Here is a 22,177-nt window from a genome sequence, read left to right as displayed (position 1 = left end):
TTTTCACTGCATTTCCGGAAGGCGTCTGACAGATTTCTGTCGGGCGCTTTTTCCGCTCTGCCCTGTGATTGCCTCCCCGGAATCCTCTTTGTAATCTCTCTTCGGGTATGATAAAATAGGGCGGTACAGAGAGCGGAGGTGAACGATATGATGACGAATCGGGAGATAAAGAGCTTTGCACGGCAGCAGCTGCGCGGCAACTGGGGGAGCATGATCGGAAGCTTCTTCCTTCTGCTGCTCGCTGCGCTGCTTTTCATTGCGTTTCCTGTGGCGGCGTTCGCAGGCGGCGCAGCAGCGGTCGGACGCTTCGGCGGCATGCTGAGCGAGCGGGACGGCATGCTGCTCAGAGTTTCTGTCGGGATACTCGTCGCACTCCTTTTCCTGCTGTATTACCTCATCGCGACAGGACTTGCGCTGGGGATGCAGAGGATGTATCTGGATATGGTGAGGGGGAGACGCGTGTCAGCGTCGGATATTTTCAGGGGCTTCCGAAATGGAAGGCAGTTCTGGAGCTTTTTCTGGGTAGAACTGCTGCTCGGTCTGATGAGTCTCGTGATTTCTGCACCGCTGTTCCTCTGCATGTATGTGTATGGGCTGAATGCTGCCAATACGACGATCGTGCGGTGGATCACGAATGCGATCAGCTTCCTGCTTCAGCTTTTCTTTGCGGGCGCTCCCATATTCGCCGCGGACGATCCGAATCGTAGTGCGGTGGAGAGCTTGCTTTTGTCCTTTCATACGATAGAGAGGAGGAAGGGACGCTATCTGCTGCTGATCCTCTCCTTTTTCCCATGGTATCTGCTGAGTGCCGTCACGCTGGGGCTGGGAATGCTCTTCCTTGTACCGTATATCACGGCGGCGGAAACCATCTTTTTCCTGAGCGCTTATAGCGAGGATAGGAGTGCGAAGTCATGAAATGCCCATATTGCAATGCAGAGGATACCCGGGTCATCGACTCCAGACCCGCCGACGACAATACGGCGATCCGCAGGAGACGGCAGTGCGAGAGCTGCGGGAAACGCTTTACGACCTTTGAGAAGCTGGAAACCACGCCGATCCTGATTGTAAAGAAGGATCAAAGCAGAGTCCCCTACGATCGCAGCAAGATCGAGGCGGGCATCATTCGCTCCTGCCACAAGCGTCCGGTTCCGCGGGATACGATCACGCGAATGGTGGATGAGGTCGAGAATGCGCTTTTTGCTTCCGGGGAGAATGAGCTCAGCACAGAGGTAATCGGCGAGCTGGTTATGGAGAAGCTGAAGGAGGTGGATCAGGTGGCATACGTGCGCTTTGCTTCGGTCTACAGGGAGTTCAAGGATATCAATACCTTCGTAGAGGAAATCGGGAAGCTGCTCCGCGGACGGGAAATGCAGACGGAGGAGGGGTGATGCTTTCCTGGCTGTATCCGGATGATGAGATCTGCTCGGTCTATGAAGCGGACTATGAGAGACTGTACCGGGAGGGCTACCGCGCCGCTCTGTATGACATAGACAATACATTGGTGCTCCATGACGCAGGAGCGAATGAAGAGGCGAGATCACTCTTTACCCGGCTGCATGAGATCGGCTGGCGGGTCTGCCTGATCTCCAATAATCATCGGGAGCGGGTGCAGAGCTTCGCGAAGCAGACCGAGGCGGACTTCTTCCTCTGCGATGCGCATAAGCCCTCGGCATGGGCATATCTTCGGGCGGCGGAGCTGCTGGGGCTGGATCGGAGCGAGCTGCTCTTCTTCGGAGATCAGCTTTTCACGGATATCTGGGGCGCGAAGCGGGCGGGGATCCACAGCGTACTGGTTCGGCCCATCGGCGCGGAGAAGCTGCTGCAGATCCGGCTGAAGCGGATATTGGAGCGTCCGATCCTTGCCGCGTATCGGCGGAAGCGGCTGCGGCAGGAGAAGACAGGGGGAGCGCGCCCCCTTTTATGAGAAAGGACAGCGGTATGGCTGTGAAGATCTGTGTGGCGATCACAGGGAGAGAGGAGACGGAGATCTATCGGCAGGCGGAGGCGATCGCGGCGGAGCGCGCCTTTCCGGAGGTTTCCGTCGTGGAGCTTCGCTATGATCTCGCATCGGAGCTTCCCGCAGCGCGGCTGCTGCCGGTGCTTTCCGGACTGCGGATACGGCTTCCGGGGAAGCTGCTGCTGTTTACGATCCGTACCGCAGCGCAGGGCGGCGCTTTTCCTGCGGACGGAGAGTATGAGAACTGCAATCTTCTCGCTATTCGGAGCGGCTGCATCGATATGGTGGATGTGGAGCTGCGGAGAGAGGGGTATGCGGAGGGGCGTCCCTCGGCGGCAGACCGCAGCAGCACGGCGCATATCCTTTCGGAAGCGCGAGATAGGAACGTGCGGAGCATCGCATCCTACCATGATTTCGCGAGAACACCGGAGGACGAGGTACTTCGAAATATCTTTACAGAGCTTCGGGAGAGCGGTGCGGATATCCTGAAGGCGGCGTATATGCCGGAATGTGAGGAGGATGTGCTCCGGCTGATGCTGGAGATGAGAAGGTTTCGCGAGGCAGATCGGAATCGGCATGAGTATATTGCCATGTCGATGGGACGGCTCGGCTCTGTATCGAGGCTCGCCGGAATGCTCTCCGGCTCGGACTACAGCTTCATGGCAGTCGGGGCGGGCTCTGCGCCCGGACAGCTCTCCCTCGGGGAAGGCGCGGAGATGCTCCGGATATTGGAAGAGAACAGGGGAGGAATGCCGTTTCGGCAGGGATATAGAATATGAAATTTGCATGGAAAGAGGATGGGAAGCGTCTGCTTGTCGTCATACTCGCTGCGATGACAATGGCGTTGAATATCAAAGCCTTTGTGCGCACCGGCGGACTGTATCCGGGCGGTGTGACCGGACTCACGGTGCTGCTTCAGCGGATCAGCCAGCTCTATCTGCCGTTTGAGCTTCCCTACACGCTGGTGAATGTGAGCCTGAATCTGATTCCGGTCTGGATCGGCTTCCGCTATATCGGGAAGAAGTTCACGCTGTACTCTTTGGTGGTGATCCTGCTGAGCGGCATCTTCATTGACGTCCTGCCGGATCATGCTCTTACCTATGATACGCTGCTGATCTCGATCTTCGGGGGAATCATGAACGGCGTGGCGATCAGTCTCTGCCTTTCCGTGGATGCGACCTCCGGCGGGACGGACTTCATCGCGATCTATCTCTCGCAGAAGAAGGGCGTCGAGACATGGAATCTGATACTGGGCTTCAATGTCGTGATCCTCGTGACGGCAGGTCTGCTCTTCGGCTGGGACAAGGCGCTGTACTCCATCGTTTTTCAGTATGTATCGACGCAAACACTGCAAATGCTCTACCGGAACTATCAGAGACAGACCCTGATTATCATTACGGACAGCGCGCAGGAAATCTCCGACGCGATCCATGCGGTCTGCCATCACGGAGCCTCGATCATCAAGGCGGAGGGCTCTCATGCGCACATCGAGCATGATATGGTTTATTCCGTGATTTCTGCCTCAGACACGAAGCGGGTCATGATGCGAATTCGGGAGATCGACCCCCACGCCTTCATCAATCTGATCCGCTCGACGGAGATCGCCGGAAGATTCTATATGAAACCAAAGGACTGAGCGTGAAGCCTCAGACCTTTTTCAGCATTGTGCTGCCGGAAAAGCTTTTGCGCAGGATTTCCAGCAGGAAGGTATCGGCACGGGAAAGATAGCTGTTTTTCAGAGTGGCGATGCAGAGACTCCAGTACGCGCCGTATTTCCTGTCGATGGATAGGAAGACCGGAGGATTGTTGTAGCGGTTGATGCTGACATAATCGCCCGGAAGCATCGCATAGCCGAGATCGAGGGCGGCGAGGCGCTCCAGCGTCATATAGTTTCGGGACATCAGGCGGATATGCGGGGCGATCCCTGCCTTTTTCAGAACAGAGTCCGTGATATGGCGGATGCGCTGCTCCTTCGTCAATGTCAGGAGCGGCTGATCCCGCAGCAGCTCGAGATCCAGCACCGGATGCTCATAGCCCTCCTTAGGCACGGCGCGGTGAACCAGAGGATTCTGCCGGGAGAGCGCGAGCACGAAGGGATGATCTGCGAGGATCTCGTAGTGCAGGGAAGGATTTGCCTCCGCCTCCGAGGCGGGCGCATGCATGATCGAGAAGTCCAGATCTCCGGCAATCAGCTTGTTTTCCTGCGGGGTAGTCGAGCCCTCGAAGATTTCGACGGAGATATTCGGGCAGCGTTCATAAAAGGCGGGGAGGATACCCGGCAGAATGATGGCGCCGAGGTGGTTGGTGATGCCGAAGTAGATGTGTCCGGCGCGGAGATCATTGATGTCGGTGATCTCCGCCTCGAAGTCCCCGTAGATCTTCAAAACCTGACATGCCATCTGATAGTATTTTTCGCCCGCTTGTGTGAGCTTCAGCCCATTCGTGCCGCGGATGAAGATTTTGCTGCCGATGCTGTCTTCGATTCGCTGTATGGATTGGGAGAGGGAGGGCTGCGCGACGAAGAGACGCTTCGCCGCCTTCGAGATATTCTTTTCGTCCGCCACGGTTTTCACATACAAAAGTTCCCGACTCGTCATATCCTTTCCTCCTGCCGCATACCTGCTGCCCTGTGCAATGTCGGAGCATACGCCTATGCAAGCATGGCCTGTGCTCCGACATTGCACAGGAGCTTATACACAGTATATGGGAAGAAGGATGGGTTTTACAAGGGAGAAAGTGCTGAAAGAATTTCCGAAACGATTTCCGCTACCGGTTTTCCGTCAGTAGAGATGCGGAGATCTGCCGCTGCCAGATAGGCGGGCATCCGACGTTCCATCAGCGCGCGGATGTGGTCGAGATTCATATTGCCGTTCAGGATCGGACGGGTGGTATTTCCGGAGACTCTCCGGAGTATGTGCTCCGGAGAGGCAGTGAGCAGGAGGATGCTGCCGCTCTCCTTCATTCGCCGGACATTCCCGGGACGAAGGACAATGCCGCCCCCGCAGGAAACCACGGCGGGCGCTTCGCGGGAGAGATCCTGAAGCAGCGCGGTTTCCAGATCGCGGAAGCAGGCTTCGCCGGAGCGTCGGAAGAGCTCCGTAATCGTCATTCCCTGCGCTGCTTCAATCCGCGCATCTGTTTCGATCAGAGGAAGTCCGAGCCGTTCGCAGAGGACACGCGCGACGGTGCTCTTGCCGACGCCCATGAAGCCGATTAAAAAAAGATGCTGTCGATCCATTGCTCTCTCCTGCTTTCCATGGTTCTATCTTTCATAAAGCTCTGCTTATCTGAACTGTTACAAATTCTAGCAGGAACAGGGCGTGAATACAAGACGGCGCAGCTTGATTTATGCCCTGCCAGTTCGTATAATGGTAACATTGCGAACGGCTTACCTGAACGGTTACTTTGCAGTAGAAATCGGAGAGGCGGAGGAGAAAAAATGGATAAGAATGAGATGCGCGGAAACGGCGGGAACCGCCCTTCCGGGCAGACCTTTTTGATACTGCTTATCGCGGTAACGCTGAGCTTCTTTATTTACTCCATGGTGCGGCAGTATTTTGGGCGCGTTGTGCCGACAGAGATCAGCTACAGCAGCTTCCTCACGATGGTGGAGAAGGATGAGATCAGCCGTGTCGAGTGGGCGGATAATCAGATCACAGTCTATCCGAAGGACAGCGCATCGCTGAGAGAATCGGCAGATCCCGGCAGTCTCCCGGAGGGCTGGACGGCAGGAACCGGCTTCCTCACAGTGGTTCCGGTTAATGCGGACGCGGCGGCGCTGGTGGAGCGTCTCTACAGCCACCACATCGAGATTCTGAAAAAGAAGCCGGACAATTCCGGCTATATTCTGGAAATGCTGCTCGGGGTCGTCCTGCCCTGCATCGCGATTTTTCTGGTTATGAATCTGATGATGCGGCGCATGGGCGGAAACGGCGGCGGAATGATGGGTGTCGGCAGATCCAATGCGAAGATGTATATGCAGCGGGAGACGGGCGTCAGCTTCAAGGATGTGGCGGGGGAGGACGAGGCGAAGGAGAGTCTCGTGGAGATCGTGGACTTCCTGCATAATCCGAGCCGTTATACCGCCATCGGGGCGAAGCTGCCGAAGGGAGCGCTCCTGGTGGGACCGCCGGGTACCGGTAAGACCCTGCTGGCGAAGGCAGTCGCGGGAGAAGCGCAGGTTCCCTTTTATTCGCTCACCGGCTCCGACTTTGTAGAGATGTTTGTCGGTGTCGGCGCCAGCAGAGTCCGCGATCTATTCCGGCAGGCGGCGCAGAACGCACCCTGCATTGTCTTCATTGACGAGATCGACGCGATCGGCAAGACGCGAGATACCCGCTACGGCGGAAATGACGAGAGAGAGCAGACACTGAACCAGCTTCTGTCCGAGATGGACGGCTTCGACGCGGGCAAGGGCATCATGGTAATGGGGGCGACGAACCGTCCGGAGATACTGGACGCGGCGCTGCTCCGCCCGGGACGCTTCGACCGCCGCATCATCGTGGAGAAGCCGGATCTTCGGGGACGTGTCAATATCCTGAAGGTTCACGCGAAGGACGTACAGCTGGACGATTCCGTAGACTTTGAGGAGATCGCGCTGGCAACCAGCGGCGCGGTCGGTGCGGATCTCGCGAACATGATGAATGAAGCGGCGATCACTGCGGTCAAGCATGGACGGGCGAAGGTGAATCAGGAGGATATTTTCGAGGCGGTCGAGGTCGTGCTGGTCGGCAAGGAGAAGAAGGATCGGATCATGTCGAAGCAGGAGAGGAAGATCGTCTCCTACCATGAGGTCGGGCATGCGCTGGTATCGGCGGTACAGAAGGACGCAGAGCCGGTACAGAAGATTACGATCGTACCGAGAACCATGGGTGCGCTCGGTTATGTCATGCAGGTGCCGGAGGAGGAGAAGTTCCTGAATACCAAGGCGGAGCTTCATGCCATGCTGGTCGGCTTCCTCGCAGGGCGTGCCGCGGAGGAGCTGGTCTTTGACACGGTGACAACAGGCGCCTCCAATGATATTGAGAAGGCGACGAGAATCGCGAGAGCGATGGTGACGCAGTACGGGATGTCGGAGAAGTTCGGTCTGATGGGGCTGGCGACCGAAGAGAGTCTCTACCTTTCGAAGGGGACGGTGATGAACTGCGGCGACGATACTGCGACCGAGGTGGATCGTGAGGTCATGCGGATTCTGAAAGAGTGCTATGAGGAGGCGAAGCGGATCCTCGTAGAGAATCGAAATGCGCTCGATCGGATCGCGGCATTTCTGATTGAAAAGGAGACAATCACCGGAAGGGAATTCATGCAGATCTTCGAAGAGGTAAAGAAGGAGGCAGAAGCGCTGCCGGCAGAAGCGGCTGTAGAGAGTGGGATCGCTGATGCCTGAGCTGCGCTTCGGATCGCGGCGATTTTCGGGAGTGAACGGTACACATAGCTCGGAGGCAGAAGCCTTTCGCAGCGAAGAGCGGGCGCGCTTCGCGGAAATACAGGATTGCATCGAGAGAAGGGACAGCCGGCAGGGAAGTAACTGTCGGTTTTCTGTTTCGCGGGAGGGATCAGGGTGCGATGAACTGCATTACGTCCGAAACCTCGCATTTCAGAATGCTGCACAGCAGGCTGATCGTTTCCGTGGAGACCGGCTGATTCTGCTTCAGCCGGTTCAGCTGACTGGGTGAGATATTGTGATGGTGAATCAGAGAATACTGGGAGATGTGCAGCTCCTGAAGCTGCTGCCAGAAGGGGGAATAGCTGATCATGAGAATACCTTTCCTTGAAAAAATAGACAGAAAAATAGAAAAATAACTAAAAATACAGCGCTCATCCCGGGATTTTGTGTAAGCAATGCTGAAATCATTGATAATATCATAACAATATCCGGCGCGGAATGTAAAGGATAAATGAATGTATAGGATAGCCGTATTTTTAATTCTGTCGGTAGTGTTTCTGCTGAAAAAGAGGTCTGATTATGAAAGAAAACAACTGAAAACGGAATATTACCGTTTTTTCTCCGAAAAACTAAGCACGCCGCGGCGGCTCGTTTTTCTTTCCGACCTGCATGAGGCAGAGTTCGGGGAGGGAAACCGACAGCTCATGGAAAGGCTCCGCGAGCTCCGACCGGAGCTCATTCTGATCGGCGGGGACTTCATTGTCAGCAGGAAATACAGGGGGGAGGGACGGGACTGCACGGATCAGGTGGAACGGACGGCAGCGCTGCTCCGGGAGCTCCGGCAGGAATATCCTGTGATCTATGCACTGGGAAACCATGAGAGCCGCATGCTGGGAAAGGCGGGATGCGGGGAGCAGGGGCTTTTCTGCCGTATGCCGGAGTCGCTTCGGCAGCGCGCACAGAAGGCGGCGGCACGCTGGAACGACGCGCTTTCCGGCATAGAGCTTCTGGATCGGCGGAGCATCTGCATGGCGGAAATGCCGGAGCTTCGGATCAGCGGGCTGACGCTGCCGCTTTCCTACTACGGGAAATTATTTTTTCGAAAGAAAAAACCGCTTTCTGATGCGGAATATGCGGAATATTCCGGCGGGACAACCGGAAAAATTGCGGAAAAGGAGCGTTTTCAGATTGTGCTCCTGCATTCCCCATTGTATCATAAGGAGGCGATCCGAAACGGAGCGGATCTGGTGCTGTCCGGTCATTTCCACGGCGGGACGGTGCGTCTGCCGTATCTGGGAGGACTGATGAGCCCGCAGTTTCAGCTTTTTCGGAAGGAATGTGCGGGGGTATTTCCCTATCGGAACGGCAGGATGCTGGTGAACCGGGGAATGGGGACGCATTCTGTCAATGTGCGCCTGAACGACCTGCCCGAGATCAGTGTCATCGATCTGCTGCCGCCGGAGAGGAAGGCATAGAGGGGGCTATGGAACGAATCACATACAGACTGGAGAATTTTGAGGGACCGCTGGATCTCCTGCTCCATCTGATTGAAAAGGACAAGATCGACATTTATAATATCCCGATCGCGGAAATCACGGAGCAGTATCTGGACTATGTCGCCGCGCTTCGAGAGGAGGATCTGGATATCGTCTCGGATTTCCTCGTCATGGCGGCGACGCTTCTGGAGATCAAGTCCCGTATGCTGCTTCCGCGGGAGCTGGATGAGGAGGGAGAGGAAATCGACCCGAGAGCCGAGCTCGTGGCGCGGCTTCTGGAATACAAGCGCTTCAAATATATGGCGCTGCTGCTTCGGAGGAGGGAGGGGAGCGCTGCCGAGCGTCTCTGCAAGCCTCCTACGATCCCGCGGGAGGTGGAGAAATATACGCCGCCGATCGATCTTTCAGAGCTGCTCCGGGATGTGACGGCGGACAGGCTGCGGACGCTTCTGATGGATATCGTGCGGCGCAGGGAGGACGCGGTGGATCAGGTGCGCGCCAAATTCGGCGTCATCCGGAGAGAGAAGATTTCTCTGCAGGGCAGGATACGGGATGTGCTGGAGTACGCCAGGCGGCATGGGCAGTTCTCCTTCCGGCATATGCTCCGGAAGAGGCGCGGCAAGATGGATATCGTGGTCAGCTTCCTCGCTGTGCTGGAGCTGATGAAGATGGGGAAGATTACGCTGGAGCAGCAGCGTCCCTTTGCGGACATGGATATCCATGTCGTAGAGGGGGCGGAGGTGTCGGAGAGAGAGCTTGAGGATGTAGAGGATCTGTAGGAGTCCCTGCTGCGGGAGAGAATCGGATTGTGTGCATTATCAGCTCAGAAGAGGAAGTCCCTGCCGAGGGCAGCGGGGGGGAACAGAGGAGGAGTTTGGATTCATGGGAGGGAACCCTGATACGCAGGTGCTCGCGGCGGAGATCGATGCGGAGTTCTCCGCGGAGCTGCGAAGGGAAGAGAGAACGGTAGAGGCGCTGCTGTTCGCGCTGGGCAGATCGGTATCTGTTTCGGAGATCGCCACAGCCTTAAATACCGGCGAGAAGCCGGCAAGAGACGCGGCGGAGCGGCTGTGTGAAAGCTACAGGGAGAGGCAGGGCGGCATCCTGATCGAGCGGCTGGAGGATCGTTACCAGATGTGTACGAACCCGAGCGAGTTTCCGGCGCTGATCCGGGTGGCGAAGCAGCCGAAGAAGCCGGTGCTTACGGATGTGGTAATGGAGACGCTCGCCATCATTGCGTATAAGCAGCCGATCACCAAGGCGGAGATCGAGCGGATCCGCGGAGTGAAGTCAGATCATGCGGTGAATCGGCTGGTGGAGTATGAGCTGATCTATGAGGCAGGCAGACTGGACGCCCCGGGGCGTCCAGCACTTTTCGCAACCTCGGAGGAGTTTCTGCGCCGCTTCGGGGTGCAGTCTCTCGCGGAGCTTCCGGAACTCTCTCCGGAGGCGGAGAAGGCGATCGAGACGGAGGTTTCGGAGGAGATCGCGGATGTGCTCGGGAGCGACGAGCAGGAGAACGCGGAGGAAGCATCGACGGCACGCAATGAGCCTGAGGAGGCGGAGACAGCGCGAGGAGAGTTCGGGCAGGCGGAGAACGGTGCAGCCGCTCCGGAAGCGGTCGGAGAAGAAGAGGGCAGAAGTCCGGAATCGGAAGTACAGGAGAGCGATCGAGAAGAAAAAACGCCGGAAGCAGATCGTGTGGAAGGCATCCGGGAGATGGAAGCGGTAACAGCCGCCGACCCGCAGCAGCCAAGGGATGACAGCTCGGAGGAGGAATGGCTCGAGCAGCTGCTCTATGAGACGGCGCTGGAGGAGGGCGAAATGCCCCCGGCGGAGGAGATCGAAGAGACGCCATCGGCGGTGCCGGTGCGTGAGGAGGGCGAAGCGCCCGCAGCCCCTGAAGAGATCCCGGAGGAGGGATCGGAAAGTGCGGAGGACGCGAACGCAGGCAGCCCGGAAAGCTGAGCAGGGACCGGACAGGCTCGGAGTGGGAGAGGAGAGAGCGGACGCTCCCATGGCGGCGAAGCCGAAGCGGTTCCTGCAGGAAGACGGAGAAACGCGGCAGCGCACATTGGAAAAAGCAAGGACAGAAGGAGGGAAGAGGCGCATGGAAAAAACAATACGCATCAAATATCATTCGAAGGAAATTCAGAAGCTGGAATACATCGCGGGGAAGAGTGACTGGATCGACCTTCGGGTAGCGGAGAATCTCCGTATAAAAAAAGGAGAGTTTCGCTTGATCAGCATGGGCGTTTCCGTACAGCTCCCGGAGGGTTATGAGATGCTGCTGGCGCCGCGCAGCTCTACCTTCAAAAATTTCGGACTGCTCCAAACCAATTCCGTGGGGGTGGTTGATGAGTCCTACAATGGGGACAACGACGTCCTCCGTATGCCGGTATATGCAACGAGGGATACAGAGCTTCATGTGAACGACCGCATCGCGCAGTTCCGCATCCTCGAGCACCAGCCGCATATTCGCTTCGACGAGGTCGAGAGTCTGGGAAATGCCGACCGGGGCGGCTTCGGTACGACGGGAGTGCAGTAATGCGGAACGGACGAAAGACGGCAGCCCTCCTTGCGGCGGTTCTTTTGCTCCTCAGCGGCTGCGGCAGCGGAAGGTGCGGAGAGCTTCGGCTTCAAGGGATAGACCAGCTGGAAAGAGGGAAATATCAGGAGGCGGTCGAGAGCTTCGAGCAGGCAATGAGGGCGGGCAAAGGCAGGATCTCGAAGGAACAGTTCGATATCCTGAAATACCGTACAGAGGCGGAATACATGCTGGGCGACTATGAGGCGGCGGGCAAAACGCTGGATATCCTCACTAAGGCGGACGGAGAACGGGAGGAGTATCAGACGCTCAGGGAACGGATCGCCGCGAAGCTCCTCGTGCGGGATGCCGGAACAGCGCTCAATGAGAATCGGATTTCAGACGCGCGGCGGCTGATGGATGAGGCGGCGGCCGCGGGAATGCAGGAGGATCGGGATCTCGCCTTCGACGAGATCGTCTATCTGGAGAAAACCGCACAATGGCAGGCGGCATATGACGCGATGCAGGCGTTTACCGAGCAGTATCCGAGCGATTCCGATACGGAGCGGGAGAAGAGATTCTTAGAGACGCGAATCGCGGAATGGAGGGAGAATCCTTTCCGCGACGAGTCCGCAGCAGAAACGCAGGCTATGGGAGAGATAAGCGATAGCCGTTGATTTACACTTGCGAAGCACCGGAAATCAGTATATGATTCCAGTGTCAAAGATCTTGCAGCTGCGGTATGCCTGCATACCATGGACAACTGCGGGAGCATGAGGAGAGGAGAAGGAAAATGAAGGCATATTCGAAACTGACGAGGGAGGAGCTGCAGACGCTGGTTCACGAGCTGAAAAAGGAATACAGCCGGTACCAGTCGATGGAAATGAGTCTGGACATGAGCCGCGGCAAGCCCTGTAAGGAGCAGCTGGATCTGTCCATGGGCCTGATGGATTCCCTGAACAGCGATGCGGATATGTGCTGTGAGGACGGCACCGACTGCAGAAACTACGGCGTACTGGGCGGTATCGACGAGGCGAAGGTGCTGCTCTCCGATATGATGGAGAACAATCCGGCGAATATCATCATTTATGGCAATTCCTCTCTGAACGTCATGTATGATTCTATTTCCCGTTCCATGACGCACGGCGTGATGGGGAATACGCCGTGGTGCAGGCTGGACAAGGTGAAGTGGCTCTGCCCGGTGCCGGGCTATGACCGTCACTTCGGCATTACCGAGTATTTCGGCATTGAAATGATCAACGTGCCGATGACGCCGACCGGGCCGGACATGGACATCGTCGAGAGGCTGGTGCGGGAGGACGAGAGCATCAAGGGCATTTGGTGCGTGCCGAAGTATTCCAATCCGCAGGGCTACAGCTATAATGATGAGACCGTCCGCCGCTTCGCACGTCTCCGGCCGGCGGCGAAGGACTTCCGCATCTACTGGGACAATGCCTACGGCATTCATCATCTCTATGACAAGAATCAGGATTATCTGATCGAGATCCTCGCGGAATGCAAGCGCGCCGGAAATCCGGATCTCGTCTATAAGTTCGCATCTACCTCGAAGATCACCTTCCCGGGCTCCGGCATCGCGGCACTGGCGACCAGCTCCAACAATCTGGACGACATCCGGAACCAGATGAAGCACCAGACCATCGGCTACGACAAGGTGAACCAGCTCCGCCATGTCCGCTTCTTCGGTGATATCCACGGTATGGTGGAGCATATGCGGAAGCATGCGGAGATCATCCGCCCGAAGTTTGAGATCGTAGAGGAGATCTTCTCGAAGAATCTCGGTGGTCTGGGGATCGGCGGGTGGACGAAGCCGAACGGCGGCTACTTCATCAGCTTCGAGACGATGGAGGGTTGTGCGAAGGCGGTCGTCGACAAGTGCAAGAAGGCAGGTGTGAAGCTGACCGGCGCGGGTGCGACCTATCCGTATGGCAAGGATCCGAAGGACAGCAATATCCGTGTGGCGCCGACCTATCCGCCGATCGATGACCTGAAGACCGCAGCGCAGCTTTTCACGCTCTGTGTGAAGCTTGTCAGTGCAGAGAAGCTCCTCGCAGAGCGCACCGGAGAAGCGCCGGAGAAGGCAGAGGCGCAGGCATGAGGATGGACAGATTATGATTACAGAACCGCTGACGCTCTACAAGCTGATGATCCTCTATCTTCTGCGTTCCGTAAATTATCCGCTCACGAACAACCAGCTGAGCGGATTTTTTCTGGACTATGAATATACGACCTATTTTACTCTGCAGCAGTGTATCTCCGAGCTGGTGGAGGCACGGCTGATCAACGCGCATTCCACGAAAAACGTCACACGCTACGAGATCACGAAGGAGGGCGGTGATACGCTGGAGTTCTTTCAGGCAGACATCACACCGGGTGCGATCGAGGATATGAAGCGCTTTCTGAAGGAAAATAAGCTCCGGCTCCGTGCGGAATCCTCGACCTATACGGACTACTATGAGGCAGACGACGGAAACTATATCGTTCATACGGAGGTGCGGGAGGAGAACCAGCTTCTCTTCGGACTGGAGCTCTCGGCGCCGGATCTGGACACGGCGGAGCTGATGTGCTCGAAATGGGCGGAGAAAAATGCGGCGATCTACGGATATATCATCAGGCAGCTGCTGGGCAGCGATCACTGACAGGCTGAAAAACCTTTCCCGAGAAATCTTTTCCCGAAGTTCATAATTTAAACACAGATCTGCGATATAGTAGGATACAGAAAATCAGGAGAGGAAATTTCTTCCGGCTTTCGGTATAGAGAATTGGGAAAAGAGAGGAAAAACCATGGCGAATGAAAACGGAAGCAGCAACGGCTTCGATAATTTCAATGATTTCTTCAAGCAGTTCAACAGGCAGGATGGGAGCAGAAATCAGGGCGGACCGCAGAACCGGCGTCCGCTGCTGTACTTTTATTTCATTGCGCTGATCCTGATCGTGCTGCTGAATACCTTCGTTGTCCCGGGCATCGGGGCGAGGAAGATTGAGAGTAAGACCTACACAGAGTTTATGAACGCGGTGGACAATCATGCAGTGACGGCAGCGAACTTCGACGACGACAAGATCGTCTTTCAGGTGAACCGCGACGGGCAGACCGTGACCTACAGCACCGGCCGTATCCGAAACCAGTATGTGGAGGCGCAGGTCATCAGTGAGCTGACGAAGCAGGGCGTGAATGTGGATGAGGAAATCCCGGTGGAGGTCAATCCGCTGGTGAGCTTTCTGCTCTCATGGATCTTCCCGATCCTGATCTTCGTGGCGCTCGGGAACTGGCTGAGCAAGCGGATGATGTCCTCCATGGGCGGGATGGGAGGCGGCTTCGGGCTGGGCGGCTTCGGAAAATCCAATGCGCGGGAGTACGAGAAGAAGGACGGACAGACCGTGACCTTCCTGGACGTCGCGGGAGAGGATGAGGCGAAGGAGCTGCTGACGGAAATGGTGGACTACCTGAACTCTCCGGATAAGTATTCGAAGATCGGCGCGCGCATCCCGAAGGGAGCGCTGCTGGTCGGGCCTCCGGGAACCGGCAAGACACTGCTCGCGAAGGCGGTCGCAGGCGAGGCAGGGGTTCCGTTCTTTTCGATCTCCGGCTCGGAGTTCGTGGAGATGTTCGTCGGCATGGGCGCCGCGAAGGTGCGTGACCTCTTCAAGCAGGCGAAGGAGAAGTCTCCCTGCATTATCTTCATCGACGAGATCGATGCGATCGGCAAGAAGCGGAACAGCGCGGGATTGGGCGGAAATGATGAGCGGGAGCAGACGCTGAACCAGCTGCTGACGGAGATGGACGGCTTCGACAGCTCGAAGGCGATCATTATCCTCGCGGCGACCAACCAGCCGGACGCGCTGGATCCCGCACTACTCCGCCCGGGGCGTTTCGACCGGCGGGTTCCGGTAGAGCTTCCGGACTTCCAGGGCAGGGTGGATATCCTGAAGGTACACGCGAAGAAGATTCAGATGGCAGAGAATGTGAACCTCGAGGCGATCGCGAAGGCGGCGGCAGGCGCAAGCGGTGCGGAGCTTGCCAACATTATCAATGAGGCAGCGCTCCGGGCAGTCCGTGCCGGCAGGGAACGGGTTATCCAGTCGGATCTCGAGGAGAGCATCGAGGTCGTGATCGCGGGCTACCAGAAGAAGAATAAGGTGATGACCGACAAGGAGAAGCTGATCGTCTCCTACCATGAGGTCGGGCACGCGCTTGTTGCGGCGAAGCAGAAGAATTCCGCGCCGGTGCACAAGATCACGATCATCCCGAGAACCTCGGGCGCACTGGGCTATACCATGCAGGTCGAGGAGGAGGGCAACCATTACCTCTATTCCAAGGAAGAGCTGGAAAACAAGATCGCGACGCTGACCGGCGGCAGATGCGCGGAGGAGCTGATCTTCAATACCTGCACAACCGGTGCATCGAACGACATCGAGCAGGCGACGAAATATGCGCGGGCAATGATTACCCGCTACGGCATGGCGGATGAGATCGGCATGGTGGCGATGGAACAGATCCAGAACCAGTATCTTGGCGGCGATGCGAGCCTTACCTGTTCTCCGGAGACGCAGACGAAGATCGACGATATGACGGTCAAGCTCGTGAAGCAGCAGCATGACAAGGCATATCAGATCCTTTCGGACAATGTCAACAAGCTCCATGAGATTACGAAGTACCTCTACGAGAAGGAGACCATCACCGGCGAGGAGTTCATGGAGATCCTGAACCGGAAGGAGGTCGACCCCAGCGTGCTTGCGGCAGCGGAGTAATTTCCATCGGGAAACTGCGGAGGGATTCGGCACGGATGAATTTGCTGTTCGGAGGAGCCGGATTCGCTGAGAGCTGTAAGCCCGAAGTGAACCCGGGGAGCAGTAGTAAATAAGTAATAGGCAGGAGCAGCGGCAGAGCAGAATCTGCCGCCGCTCCTGCTTTTCTCCGCCGAAAAGCAGCGCGGCGAAGCGAAGGCATTCGCAGCCCATTCGCGCTTCACTTTGTCCTATTTGAATGCTCACTCTGTCATAATAATAACGAATGTGGAAATTCGGAAAGGGACTCGTTATAATGGTAACAGCGCAGGGAGGCAGGGGGTGTCCGGACGGCTGTCTGGCAGGCAGGCGGAGGGCAGAGGAGCGCTTCGGACGTTCACGGCGATTACGACAGGAGGAAAGGGATGCGAGACTTAGACTACCTGAAACTGCTGGCGAGGCAGTTCCCGACCGCGACGGCGGCGGGGACGGAGATCATCAACCTTCGGGCGATCTGCGGGCTGCCGAAGGGCACCGAATATTTCTTTTCCGATCTGCACGGGGAGAGCGAGGCGTTTATCTATTTGATGCGGAGCTCCTCCGGCATCGTGCGCGCGAAAATCGACGAAACCTTCGGCAATCTCCTTACGGAGGGAGAGCAGCTCGCACTCGCGAACCTGATCTACTATCCGCGGGAGATCATGGCAGATCCCGAGCATAAGGCGCTCGAGACACCGGAGTGGCAGAAGATCACGATCAATCGGCTGATCTCGATCTGCCGGGTGGTGAGCTCGAAGTACACCCGCTCCAAGGTGCGGAAGAAGATGCCGAAGGATTTCGCCTATACGATCGACGAACTGCTGCATCTGGATACCTCGGACGAGGACAAGAAGATGTATCATCATGAGATCATGCGTGCCATCATTGACACCGATATCGGCGAGGATTTCATTATCGCGCTCTCAGAATTGATCCAGAATTTGACGATCGACAACCTCCATATCATCGGAGACATCTTTGACCGCGGGCCGCACGCGGATATCATCATGGAGGAGCTCGGGAACTTCCACGATGTGGATATTCAGTGGGGCAATCACGACGCGGACTGGATGGGCGCCGCCTGCGGCAATCCGGCGTGCATTGCCAACGTGCTCCGGATCGCGACTGCCTACAATTCCTTCGATGTGCTGGAGGATGGCTACGGCATCAATCTGCGCCCGCTCTCGATGTATGCGGAGGAGGTCTACAAGGGCGACGAATGCCGCTATTTTCGCCCGCATATTCTGGATGAAAATGTTTCGGATTCCGTACACGCGGAGCTTGCGGCACGGATGTGCAAGGCGATCAGCATTATCCTCTTCAAGGAGGAAGGGAAGCTGATCCGGCGGCATCCGGAGTATGAGCTGGAGCATCGGATGCTGCTGCACCGGATCGACTTCGAGAAGGGAACGGTGGAGATCGACGGGAAGACCTATCCGCTGCGGGACACGAACTTCCCCTCGATCGATCCCAAGGATCCGTACCGGCTCACGGAGAAGGAGCAGGAGCTGATGGATACGCTGATCTACAGCTTCACGCATTCGCGCCTTTTGAAGAAGCACATCCGCTTCCTTTTTACGAACGGCGCGATGTACAAGGTGGTGAATGATAATCTGCTTTTCCATGGCTGCATCCCGCTGAATCCGGACGGCAGCTTCCTCGCGCTCCGGACAGCGAGCGGGGAGAAAGCCGGACGGGCACTGATGGACTACTGCTATGAGCGGGCGGTGGATGCCTATTTCATGGACGGCGAGACAGATCCGCAGGGCAAGCTTTATGCGACGGACTTTTTCTGGTATCTCTGGTGCGGGCCGAAGTCGCCGCTCTTCGGGAAGGCGCGTATCACGACCTTCGAGCACTGCTTCCTCGAGGACGAGAGCACCTATGCGGAGGAGTACAATCCCTACTACAGCTTCTCGAAGGAGGAGGACTGTGTGAATCGGATTCTGGAGGAGTTTGGGGTGAATCCGGAGGTCGGGCATATCGTGAACGGGCATGTGCCGGTAAAGACGACGAAGGGCGAGAGTCCGATCAAGGCGAACGGCAAGCTTTTCGTCATTGACGGCGGGATCTCCAAGGCATATCATTCTAAGACAGGAATTGCCGGCTATACGCTCATCTACAATTCACGGCATCTCGCACTCGCGGAGCACAAGGACTTCCGGAAGGGAGAGGAAAATACGCCGGAGATCCAGATCGTAGAGCAGATGAAGGATCGTGTGCGTGTGGGGGAGACGGACAACGGACGGGAGCTCCGGCAGCAGATCGCGGATCTGGAGGAGCTTTTGCAGGCATATCGGAACGGCGACATCCGCGAGAGGGGAGAGACCGTCTTCCGGAGTGATCTGGCGGCGATCGGAGAACGCCGCTTTCCGAAGTGAGTCTGTGCCGCCGCTGCGGCATGGGAAAGCCATAGCGGCAGGGGCTCCGTTCCGGCGATGCGGAAGGAAAGAGGGATAGGATGGGGAACGAAGCGAGGCTTCAGGATATGACGACGGGTGATCCGAGGAGGCTGATTCTCGGCTTCGCGATCCCGATGCTGCTGGGTACGCTGTTCCAGCAGTTTTACAGCATGGTGGATACCATCATTGTCGGACGAATGCTGGGGCTTGATGCACTGGCGGGGGTTGGTTCCACCGGCGCGGTCAATTTCATGGTGAACGGCTTCGTGATCGGGCTCTGCTCCGGCTTTGCCATTCCGGTCGCGCAGCGCTTCGGTGCACGGGATGAGGCAGGGCTTCGGCGCTACAATGCCAATATCCTTTTTCTGGGAATCCTGCTCTCTGCTGTGATGACGGTGCTGATCGGCATCCTGACAGGGCCGATCCTCCGCGTGATGAATACGCCGGAGAACATCTTTATCTATGCCTACCGTTATATCCTCATTATTTTTCTGGGAATTCCGGTGACCTTTCTTTATAATATGACGGCATCGATCATCCGTTCTCTCGGGGACAGCCGGACGCCGGTGTACTTTCTGGTACTGGCCTCACTGCTCAATATCGTGCTGGATCTCGTCTCGATCGGGCTGCTCGGCTTCGGTGTGGACGGGCCTGCATATGCGACAGTGCTCTCGCAGGCGCTGTCCGGCGTACTCTGCCTCCTCTATATGAAGCGGCGTTTTCCGATTCTGAAGTTCCGGCGGGGGGAATGTCGGCTGGACAGTGGGCGCTGCCGTGTCCTGCTCTCGATGGGGGTACCGATGGGGCTGCAATATTCGATTACGGCGATCGGCTCTGTAGTGCTCCAGACTGCAGTCAACGGGCTCGGCTCCGCCGCAGTGGCAGCGATCACGGCAGGCTCCCGGATCGGGAATCTGTGCTGCTGCGTTTTCGATGCGCTGGGGGCAACGATGGCAACCTATGCGGGGCAGAATGTCGGTGCGCTCCGTTTCCGACGGGTTCGCGAGGGCGTACTGGACGCGACCTTCCTCGGCTCGGTCTATGCGGTGCTGATCTGTGTGCTGCTGGCACTCTTCGGCGGAGAGCTGCCGAAGATCTTTGTGAATAGTGCGGAGACGGAGGTGATCCGGAATGCGCACCTCTACCTCCTTGTCAATTCGCTGTTCTATATCCTGCTGGTTGTCGTCAATGTCTGGCGCTTCTCGATTCAGGGCATGGGCTATTCAGCGTTCGCCGTGCTTGCCGGCGTCTGTGAGATGGCGGCGCGGGCGCTGGTCGGCTTCGTCTTCATCCCGGTCTTCGGCTTCACGGCCGCCTGCTTCGCTTCCCCGCTGGCGTGGCTCTTCGCGGATGCCTTCCTGATCCCCGCCTTCTTCTACTGCCTTAGAAGAAGCGGGAGAATGTACGGAGGGCGCGAATGATACAGGATATCCTGAAAACTTGTACGGAATCGATCCGGAAGGGGGCTCTTGCAATTTACGGAGTTTCTTTTTTGTGCTAAACTTAACGAAGTTTTGAGGAAGAAAGGCATTCCATATACATTTTATATGCATTCTATATGCACCTATATGGGGTGGCGTGTGTAAATTTCATGGCAGGATGCTTCAAAGGAGATTCTATGAACAGGGAAATCGAGACGAAGGCAGTCAATGCGATCCGTGTGCTTTCCGCGGATGCGATCCAGAAGGCAAGATCGGGACATCCGGGGCTTCCGCTCGGGGCGGCGGCGATGGCGTATGAGCTCTGGGCTCATCATATGAAGATCGATCCGGCGATGCCGGACTGGGCGGACAGAGACCGCTTCGTCCTTTCCGGGGGACACGGCTCCATGCTTCTGTATTCCCTGCTGCACCTCTTCGGCTACGGGCTGAAAAAGGAGGATCTCGCCGAGTTCCGTCAGTTCGGCTCTCTGACGCCGGGACATCCGGAGTACCGGCATACCGTCGGGGTGGAGGCGACAACAGGGCCTCTGGGGGCGGGGCTCGCGATGTCCGTCGGGATGGCGGCGGCGGAGAAGCATCTCGCGGCGGTCTTTAACCGTCCGGGCTATGAGCTGGTGAACCACAGAACCTATGTGCTCTGCGGCGACGGCTGTCTGATGGAGGGAATCTCCTCTGAGGCGCTCTCCCTCGCCGGGACATGGAAGCTCTCGAAGCTGACGGTGCTCTATGATTCCAACCGGATCTCCATTGAGGGGACGACCGACCTCGCCTTCACGGAGGATGTGGAGAAGCGGATGCAGGCGTTCGGCTTCAAGACCCTGACTGTGGAGGACGGCAATGATCTCGCGGCGATCGGCGCAGCGCTCAAGGCAGCGGAGGAGGATGATTCCGCGCCGTACTTCCTGATCATCCGCACCGAGATCGGCTACGGCTGTCCGGCGAAGCAGGGGACGGCGGCGGCGCACGGCGAGCCGCTGGGCGAGGAGAATGTCCGTGCAATGAAGGAATTCCTGCACTGGGAGTCGCAGGAGCCCTTCTATGTTCCGGAGGAGGTCTATCGGCATTATGCGGCGCTCCGTGAGGAGAAGCAGACGGCATCGGAGCGCTGGCAGCGGCTCTTCGATGCGTACAGCGAGAAATATCCGGAGCTCCGCGCGAAATGGGAGCAGTACCACAGCCATGTCTGCGAGGAAAGCCTGACAGAGGACAGAGGGTTCTGGCGGCCGGCGGAGAAGCCGGAGGCGAGCCGCGCCTCCAGCGGCGCGGTCATCAATGAGATGGCGAAGCGGATTCCGAACCTCTTCGGCGGCTCTGCGGATCTCGCGCCGTCCACCAAGACCGACATCAAGGGCGAGCCGTTTTTCAGCGCAGACTGCCCGGAGGGCAGGAACCTGCATTTCGGCGTTCGGGAGCTCGCGATGGCGGGCATCGCCAACGGAATGCTGCTGCACGGCGGGCTCCGCACCTATGTCGGCACCTTCTTCGTATTCAGCGACTATCTGAAGCCGATGGCGCGGCTCTCCGCGCTGATGCGGATCCCGCAGATCTTCGTGCTGACGCACGATTCCATCGGCGTCGGAGAGGACGGGCCGACGCACGAGCCGATCGAGCAGCTCGCGATGCTCCGCTCTATGCCGAATCTCCGTGTATTCCGTCCCTGTGACCGGGTGGAGACCGAGGCGGCATGGTACACGGCGATGCAGTCTGTGGAAACGCCGACGGCGATTGTGCTGACCCGTCAGAACCTCGCGCAGGTCTGCCCGGACGGCGCACAGGCGCTGCGCGGCGCCTACATCCTGCGTGAGGCGAAGAGCACGCCGGAGTATATCCTGATCGCAACCGGCTCGGAGGTCGGGCTCGCGCTCGAAGCACAGGAGCAGCTCGAGCGGGAGGGGTATTCGGTTCGCGTGGTTTCCATGCCCTGCATGGAGCTTTTTGAGGAACAGGACGCCTCCTACCGGGAGTCCGTGCTCCCGAAGACGATTCGGAAGAGAGTCTCGATCGAGGCGCTTTCCGACTTCGGCTGGGGGAAGTATACCGGACTGGACGGCGCGAGCGTCGCGATGCACAGCTTCGGCGCGTCCGCACCGGCAGCGAAGCTCTTTGCACATTTCGGCTTCACCGTAGAGAACGTCGTGAAGACAGTGAAGGAGCTGTGATAATGATTACGCATTGTCCCGCAGGC

20 protein-coding genes are annotated in these 22,177 nt (G+C 57.5%); 17 read left to right on the top strand and 3 right to left on the bottom strand.

Annotation, left to right across the window (positions count from 1 at the left end; translation table 11 throughout):
- The first annotated feature begins 147 nt into the window (after nucleotides 1-147).
- The 5 genes from HW273_RS08180 to HW273_RS08160 are packed head-to-tail and all read left to right on the top strand — an operon-like array spanning nucleotide 148 to nucleotide 3,593.
- Nucleotides 148-915 carry a DUF975 family protein gene (locus HW273_RS08180; RefSeq protein WP_179011363.1) on the top strand — a complete coding sequence of 256 codons (768 nt, stop codon included), beginning with the start codon at nucleotides 148-150 and terminating at the stop codon, nucleotides 913-915.
- The gene (gene nrdR / locus HW273_RS08175; protein WP_179011361.1) at nucleotides 912-1,388 is read left to right on the top strand and encodes a transcriptional regulator NrdR; all 477 of its coding nucleotides are present in this window, start codon (nucleotides 912-914) and stop codon (nucleotides 1,386-1,388) included. Before HW273_RS08180 ends, nrdR begins: the two co-directional genes overlap by 4 nt.
- Nucleotides 1,388-1,924 (top strand): YqeG family HAD IIIA-type phosphatase, encoded by a 537-nt coding sequence (locus HW273_RS08170; protein WP_179011359.1) that lies wholly within the window; start codon nucleotides 1,388-1,390, stop codon nucleotides 1,922-1,924. The genes nrdR and HW273_RS08170 overlap by 1 nt, the downstream gene beginning before the upstream one ends.
- Nucleotides 1,921-2,736, top strand: coding sequence for a type I 3-dehydroquinate dehydratase (aroD, locus tag HW273_RS08165; protein ID WP_179011357.1), 816 nt, complete (start codon nucleotides 1,921-1,923; stop codon nucleotides 2,734-2,736). The genes HW273_RS08170 and aroD overlap by 4 nt, the downstream gene beginning before the upstream one ends.
- Nucleotides 2,733-3,593, top strand: a complete 861-nt coding sequence (locus HW273_RS08160; RefSeq protein WP_179011355.1) for a YitT family protein — start codon at nucleotides 2,733-2,735, stop codon at nucleotides 3,591-3,593. Before aroD ends, HW273_RS08160 begins: the two co-directional genes overlap by 4 nt.
- Nucleotides 3,594-3,603: 10 nt before the next feature.
- On the opposite strand, the gene HW273_RS08155 is transcribed toward HW273_RS08160, so the two are convergent.
- Complete coding sequence (locus tag HW273_RS08155) at nucleotides 3,604-4,554, bottom strand: LysR family transcriptional regulator (protein WP_179011353.1); 951 nt, start codon at nucleotides 4,552-4,554, stop codon at nucleotides 3,604-3,606.
- A gap of 125 nt (nucleotides 4,555-4,679) precedes the next feature.
- On the bottom strand, nucleotides 4,680-5,195 hold the full coding sequence (locus tag HW273_RS08150; protein ID WP_179011351.1) for a shikimate kinase: 516 nt from the start codon (nucleotides 5,193-5,195) through the stop codon (nucleotides 4,680-4,682).
- A 201-nt stretch (nucleotides 5,196-5,396) separates the two neighbouring features.
- Between HW273_RS08150 and ftsH (HW273_RS08145) the strand changes: the two genes are divergently transcribed.
- A complete protein-coding gene (gene ftsH / locus HW273_RS08145; protein WP_179011349.1) occupies nucleotides 5,397-7,343 on the top strand; it encodes an ATP-dependent zinc metalloprotease FtsH in 1,947 nt (648 codons plus the stop codon).
- Nucleotides 7,344-7,512: 169 nt separating this feature from the next.
- Here the strand turns inward: ftsH (HW273_RS08145) and HW273_RS08140 are convergent, their stop codons facing one another.
- Nucleotides 7,513-7,713: a helix-turn-helix domain-containing protein gene (locus HW273_RS08140; RefSeq protein WP_179011347.1), complete on the bottom strand. Its 201-nt coding sequence runs from the start codon at nucleotides 7,711-7,713 to the stop codon at nucleotides 7,513-7,515.
- Between the two features lie 145 nt (nucleotides 7,714-7,858).
- Between HW273_RS08140 and HW273_RS08135 the strand changes: the two genes are divergently transcribed.
- The 11 genes from HW273_RS08135 (at nucleotide 7,859) to tkt (ending at nucleotide 22,151) form a co-directional block, all read left to right on the top strand.
- Complete coding sequence (locus HW273_RS08135; protein WP_179011345.1) at nucleotides 7,859-8,818, top strand: metallophosphoesterase; 960 nt, start codon at nucleotides 7,859-7,861, stop codon at nucleotides 8,816-8,818.
- An 8-nt stretch (nucleotides 8,819-8,826) separates the two neighbouring features.
- Complete coding sequence (locus HW273_RS08130) at nucleotides 8,827-9,618, top strand: segregation and condensation protein A (protein WP_179011343.1); 792 nt, start codon at nucleotides 8,827-8,829, stop codon at nucleotides 9,616-9,618.
- Nucleotides 9,619-9,721: 103 nt separating this feature from the next.
- The gene (gene scpB / locus HW273_RS08125; protein ID WP_207718937.1) at nucleotides 9,722-10,807 is read left to right on the top strand and encodes an SMC-Scp complex subunit ScpB; all 1,086 of its coding nucleotides are present in this window, start codon (nucleotides 9,722-9,724) and stop codon (nucleotides 10,805-10,807) included.
- A gap of 142 nt (nucleotides 10,808-10,949) precedes the next feature.
- Nucleotides 10,950-11,387, top strand: a complete 438-nt coding sequence (locus HW273_RS08120; RefSeq protein WP_179011341.1) for a dUTP diphosphatase — start codon at nucleotides 10,950-10,952, stop codon at nucleotides 11,385-11,387.
- A complete protein-coding gene (locus tag HW273_RS08115) occupies nucleotides 11,387-12,043 on the top strand; it encodes a tetratricopeptide repeat protein (RefSeq protein ID WP_179011339.1) in 657 nt (218 codons plus the stop codon). Before HW273_RS08120 ends, HW273_RS08115 begins: the two co-directional genes overlap by 1 nt.
- A gap of 116 nt (nucleotides 12,044-12,159) precedes the next feature.
- Entirely contained in the window at nucleotides 12,160-13,482 is a 1,323-nt protein-coding gene (locus tag HW273_RS08110; protein WP_179011337.1) for an aminotransferase, read from the top strand.
- A gap of 13 nt (nucleotides 13,483-13,495) precedes the next feature.
- Entirely contained in the window at nucleotides 13,496-14,023 is a 528-nt protein-coding gene (locus HW273_RS08105) for a DUF4364 family protein (RefSeq protein ID WP_179011335.1), read from the top strand.
- Nucleotides 14,024-14,168: 145 nt separating this feature from the next.
- A complete protein-coding gene (gene ftsH, locus HW273_RS08100) occupies nucleotides 14,169-16,133 on the top strand; it encodes an ATP-dependent zinc metalloprotease FtsH (protein ID WP_179011333.1) in 1,965 nt (654 codons plus the stop codon).
- A gap of 401 nt (nucleotides 16,134-16,534) precedes the next feature.
- On the top strand, nucleotides 16,535-18,529 hold the full coding sequence (locus HW273_RS08095; protein ID WP_179011331.1) for a fructose-1,6-bisphosphatase: 1,995 nt from the start codon (nucleotides 16,535-16,537) through the stop codon (nucleotides 18,527-18,529).
- Nucleotides 18,530-18,609: 80 nt separating this feature from the next.
- A complete protein-coding gene (locus HW273_RS08090; protein WP_179011329.1) occupies nucleotides 18,610-19,971 on the top strand; it encodes an MATE family efflux transporter in 1,362 nt (453 codons plus the stop codon).
- A gap of 197 nt (nucleotides 19,972-20,168) precedes the next feature.
- On the top strand, nucleotides 20,169-22,151 hold the full coding sequence (tkt, locus tag HW273_RS08085) for a transketolase (protein ID WP_179011327.1): 1,983 nt from the start codon (nucleotides 20,169-20,171) through the stop codon (nucleotides 22,149-22,151).
- The last annotated feature ends 26 nt before the right edge of the window (nucleotides 22,152-22,177 follow it).

Source organism: Oribacterium sp. oral taxon 102 (assembly GCF_013394775.1).
GTDB lineage: Bacteria > Bacillota > Clostridia > Lachnospirales > Lachnospiraceae > Oribacterium.
Note: the sequence above shows the minus strand (reverse complement) of the source record. Positions and strands in the feature narration are given on the sequence as shown.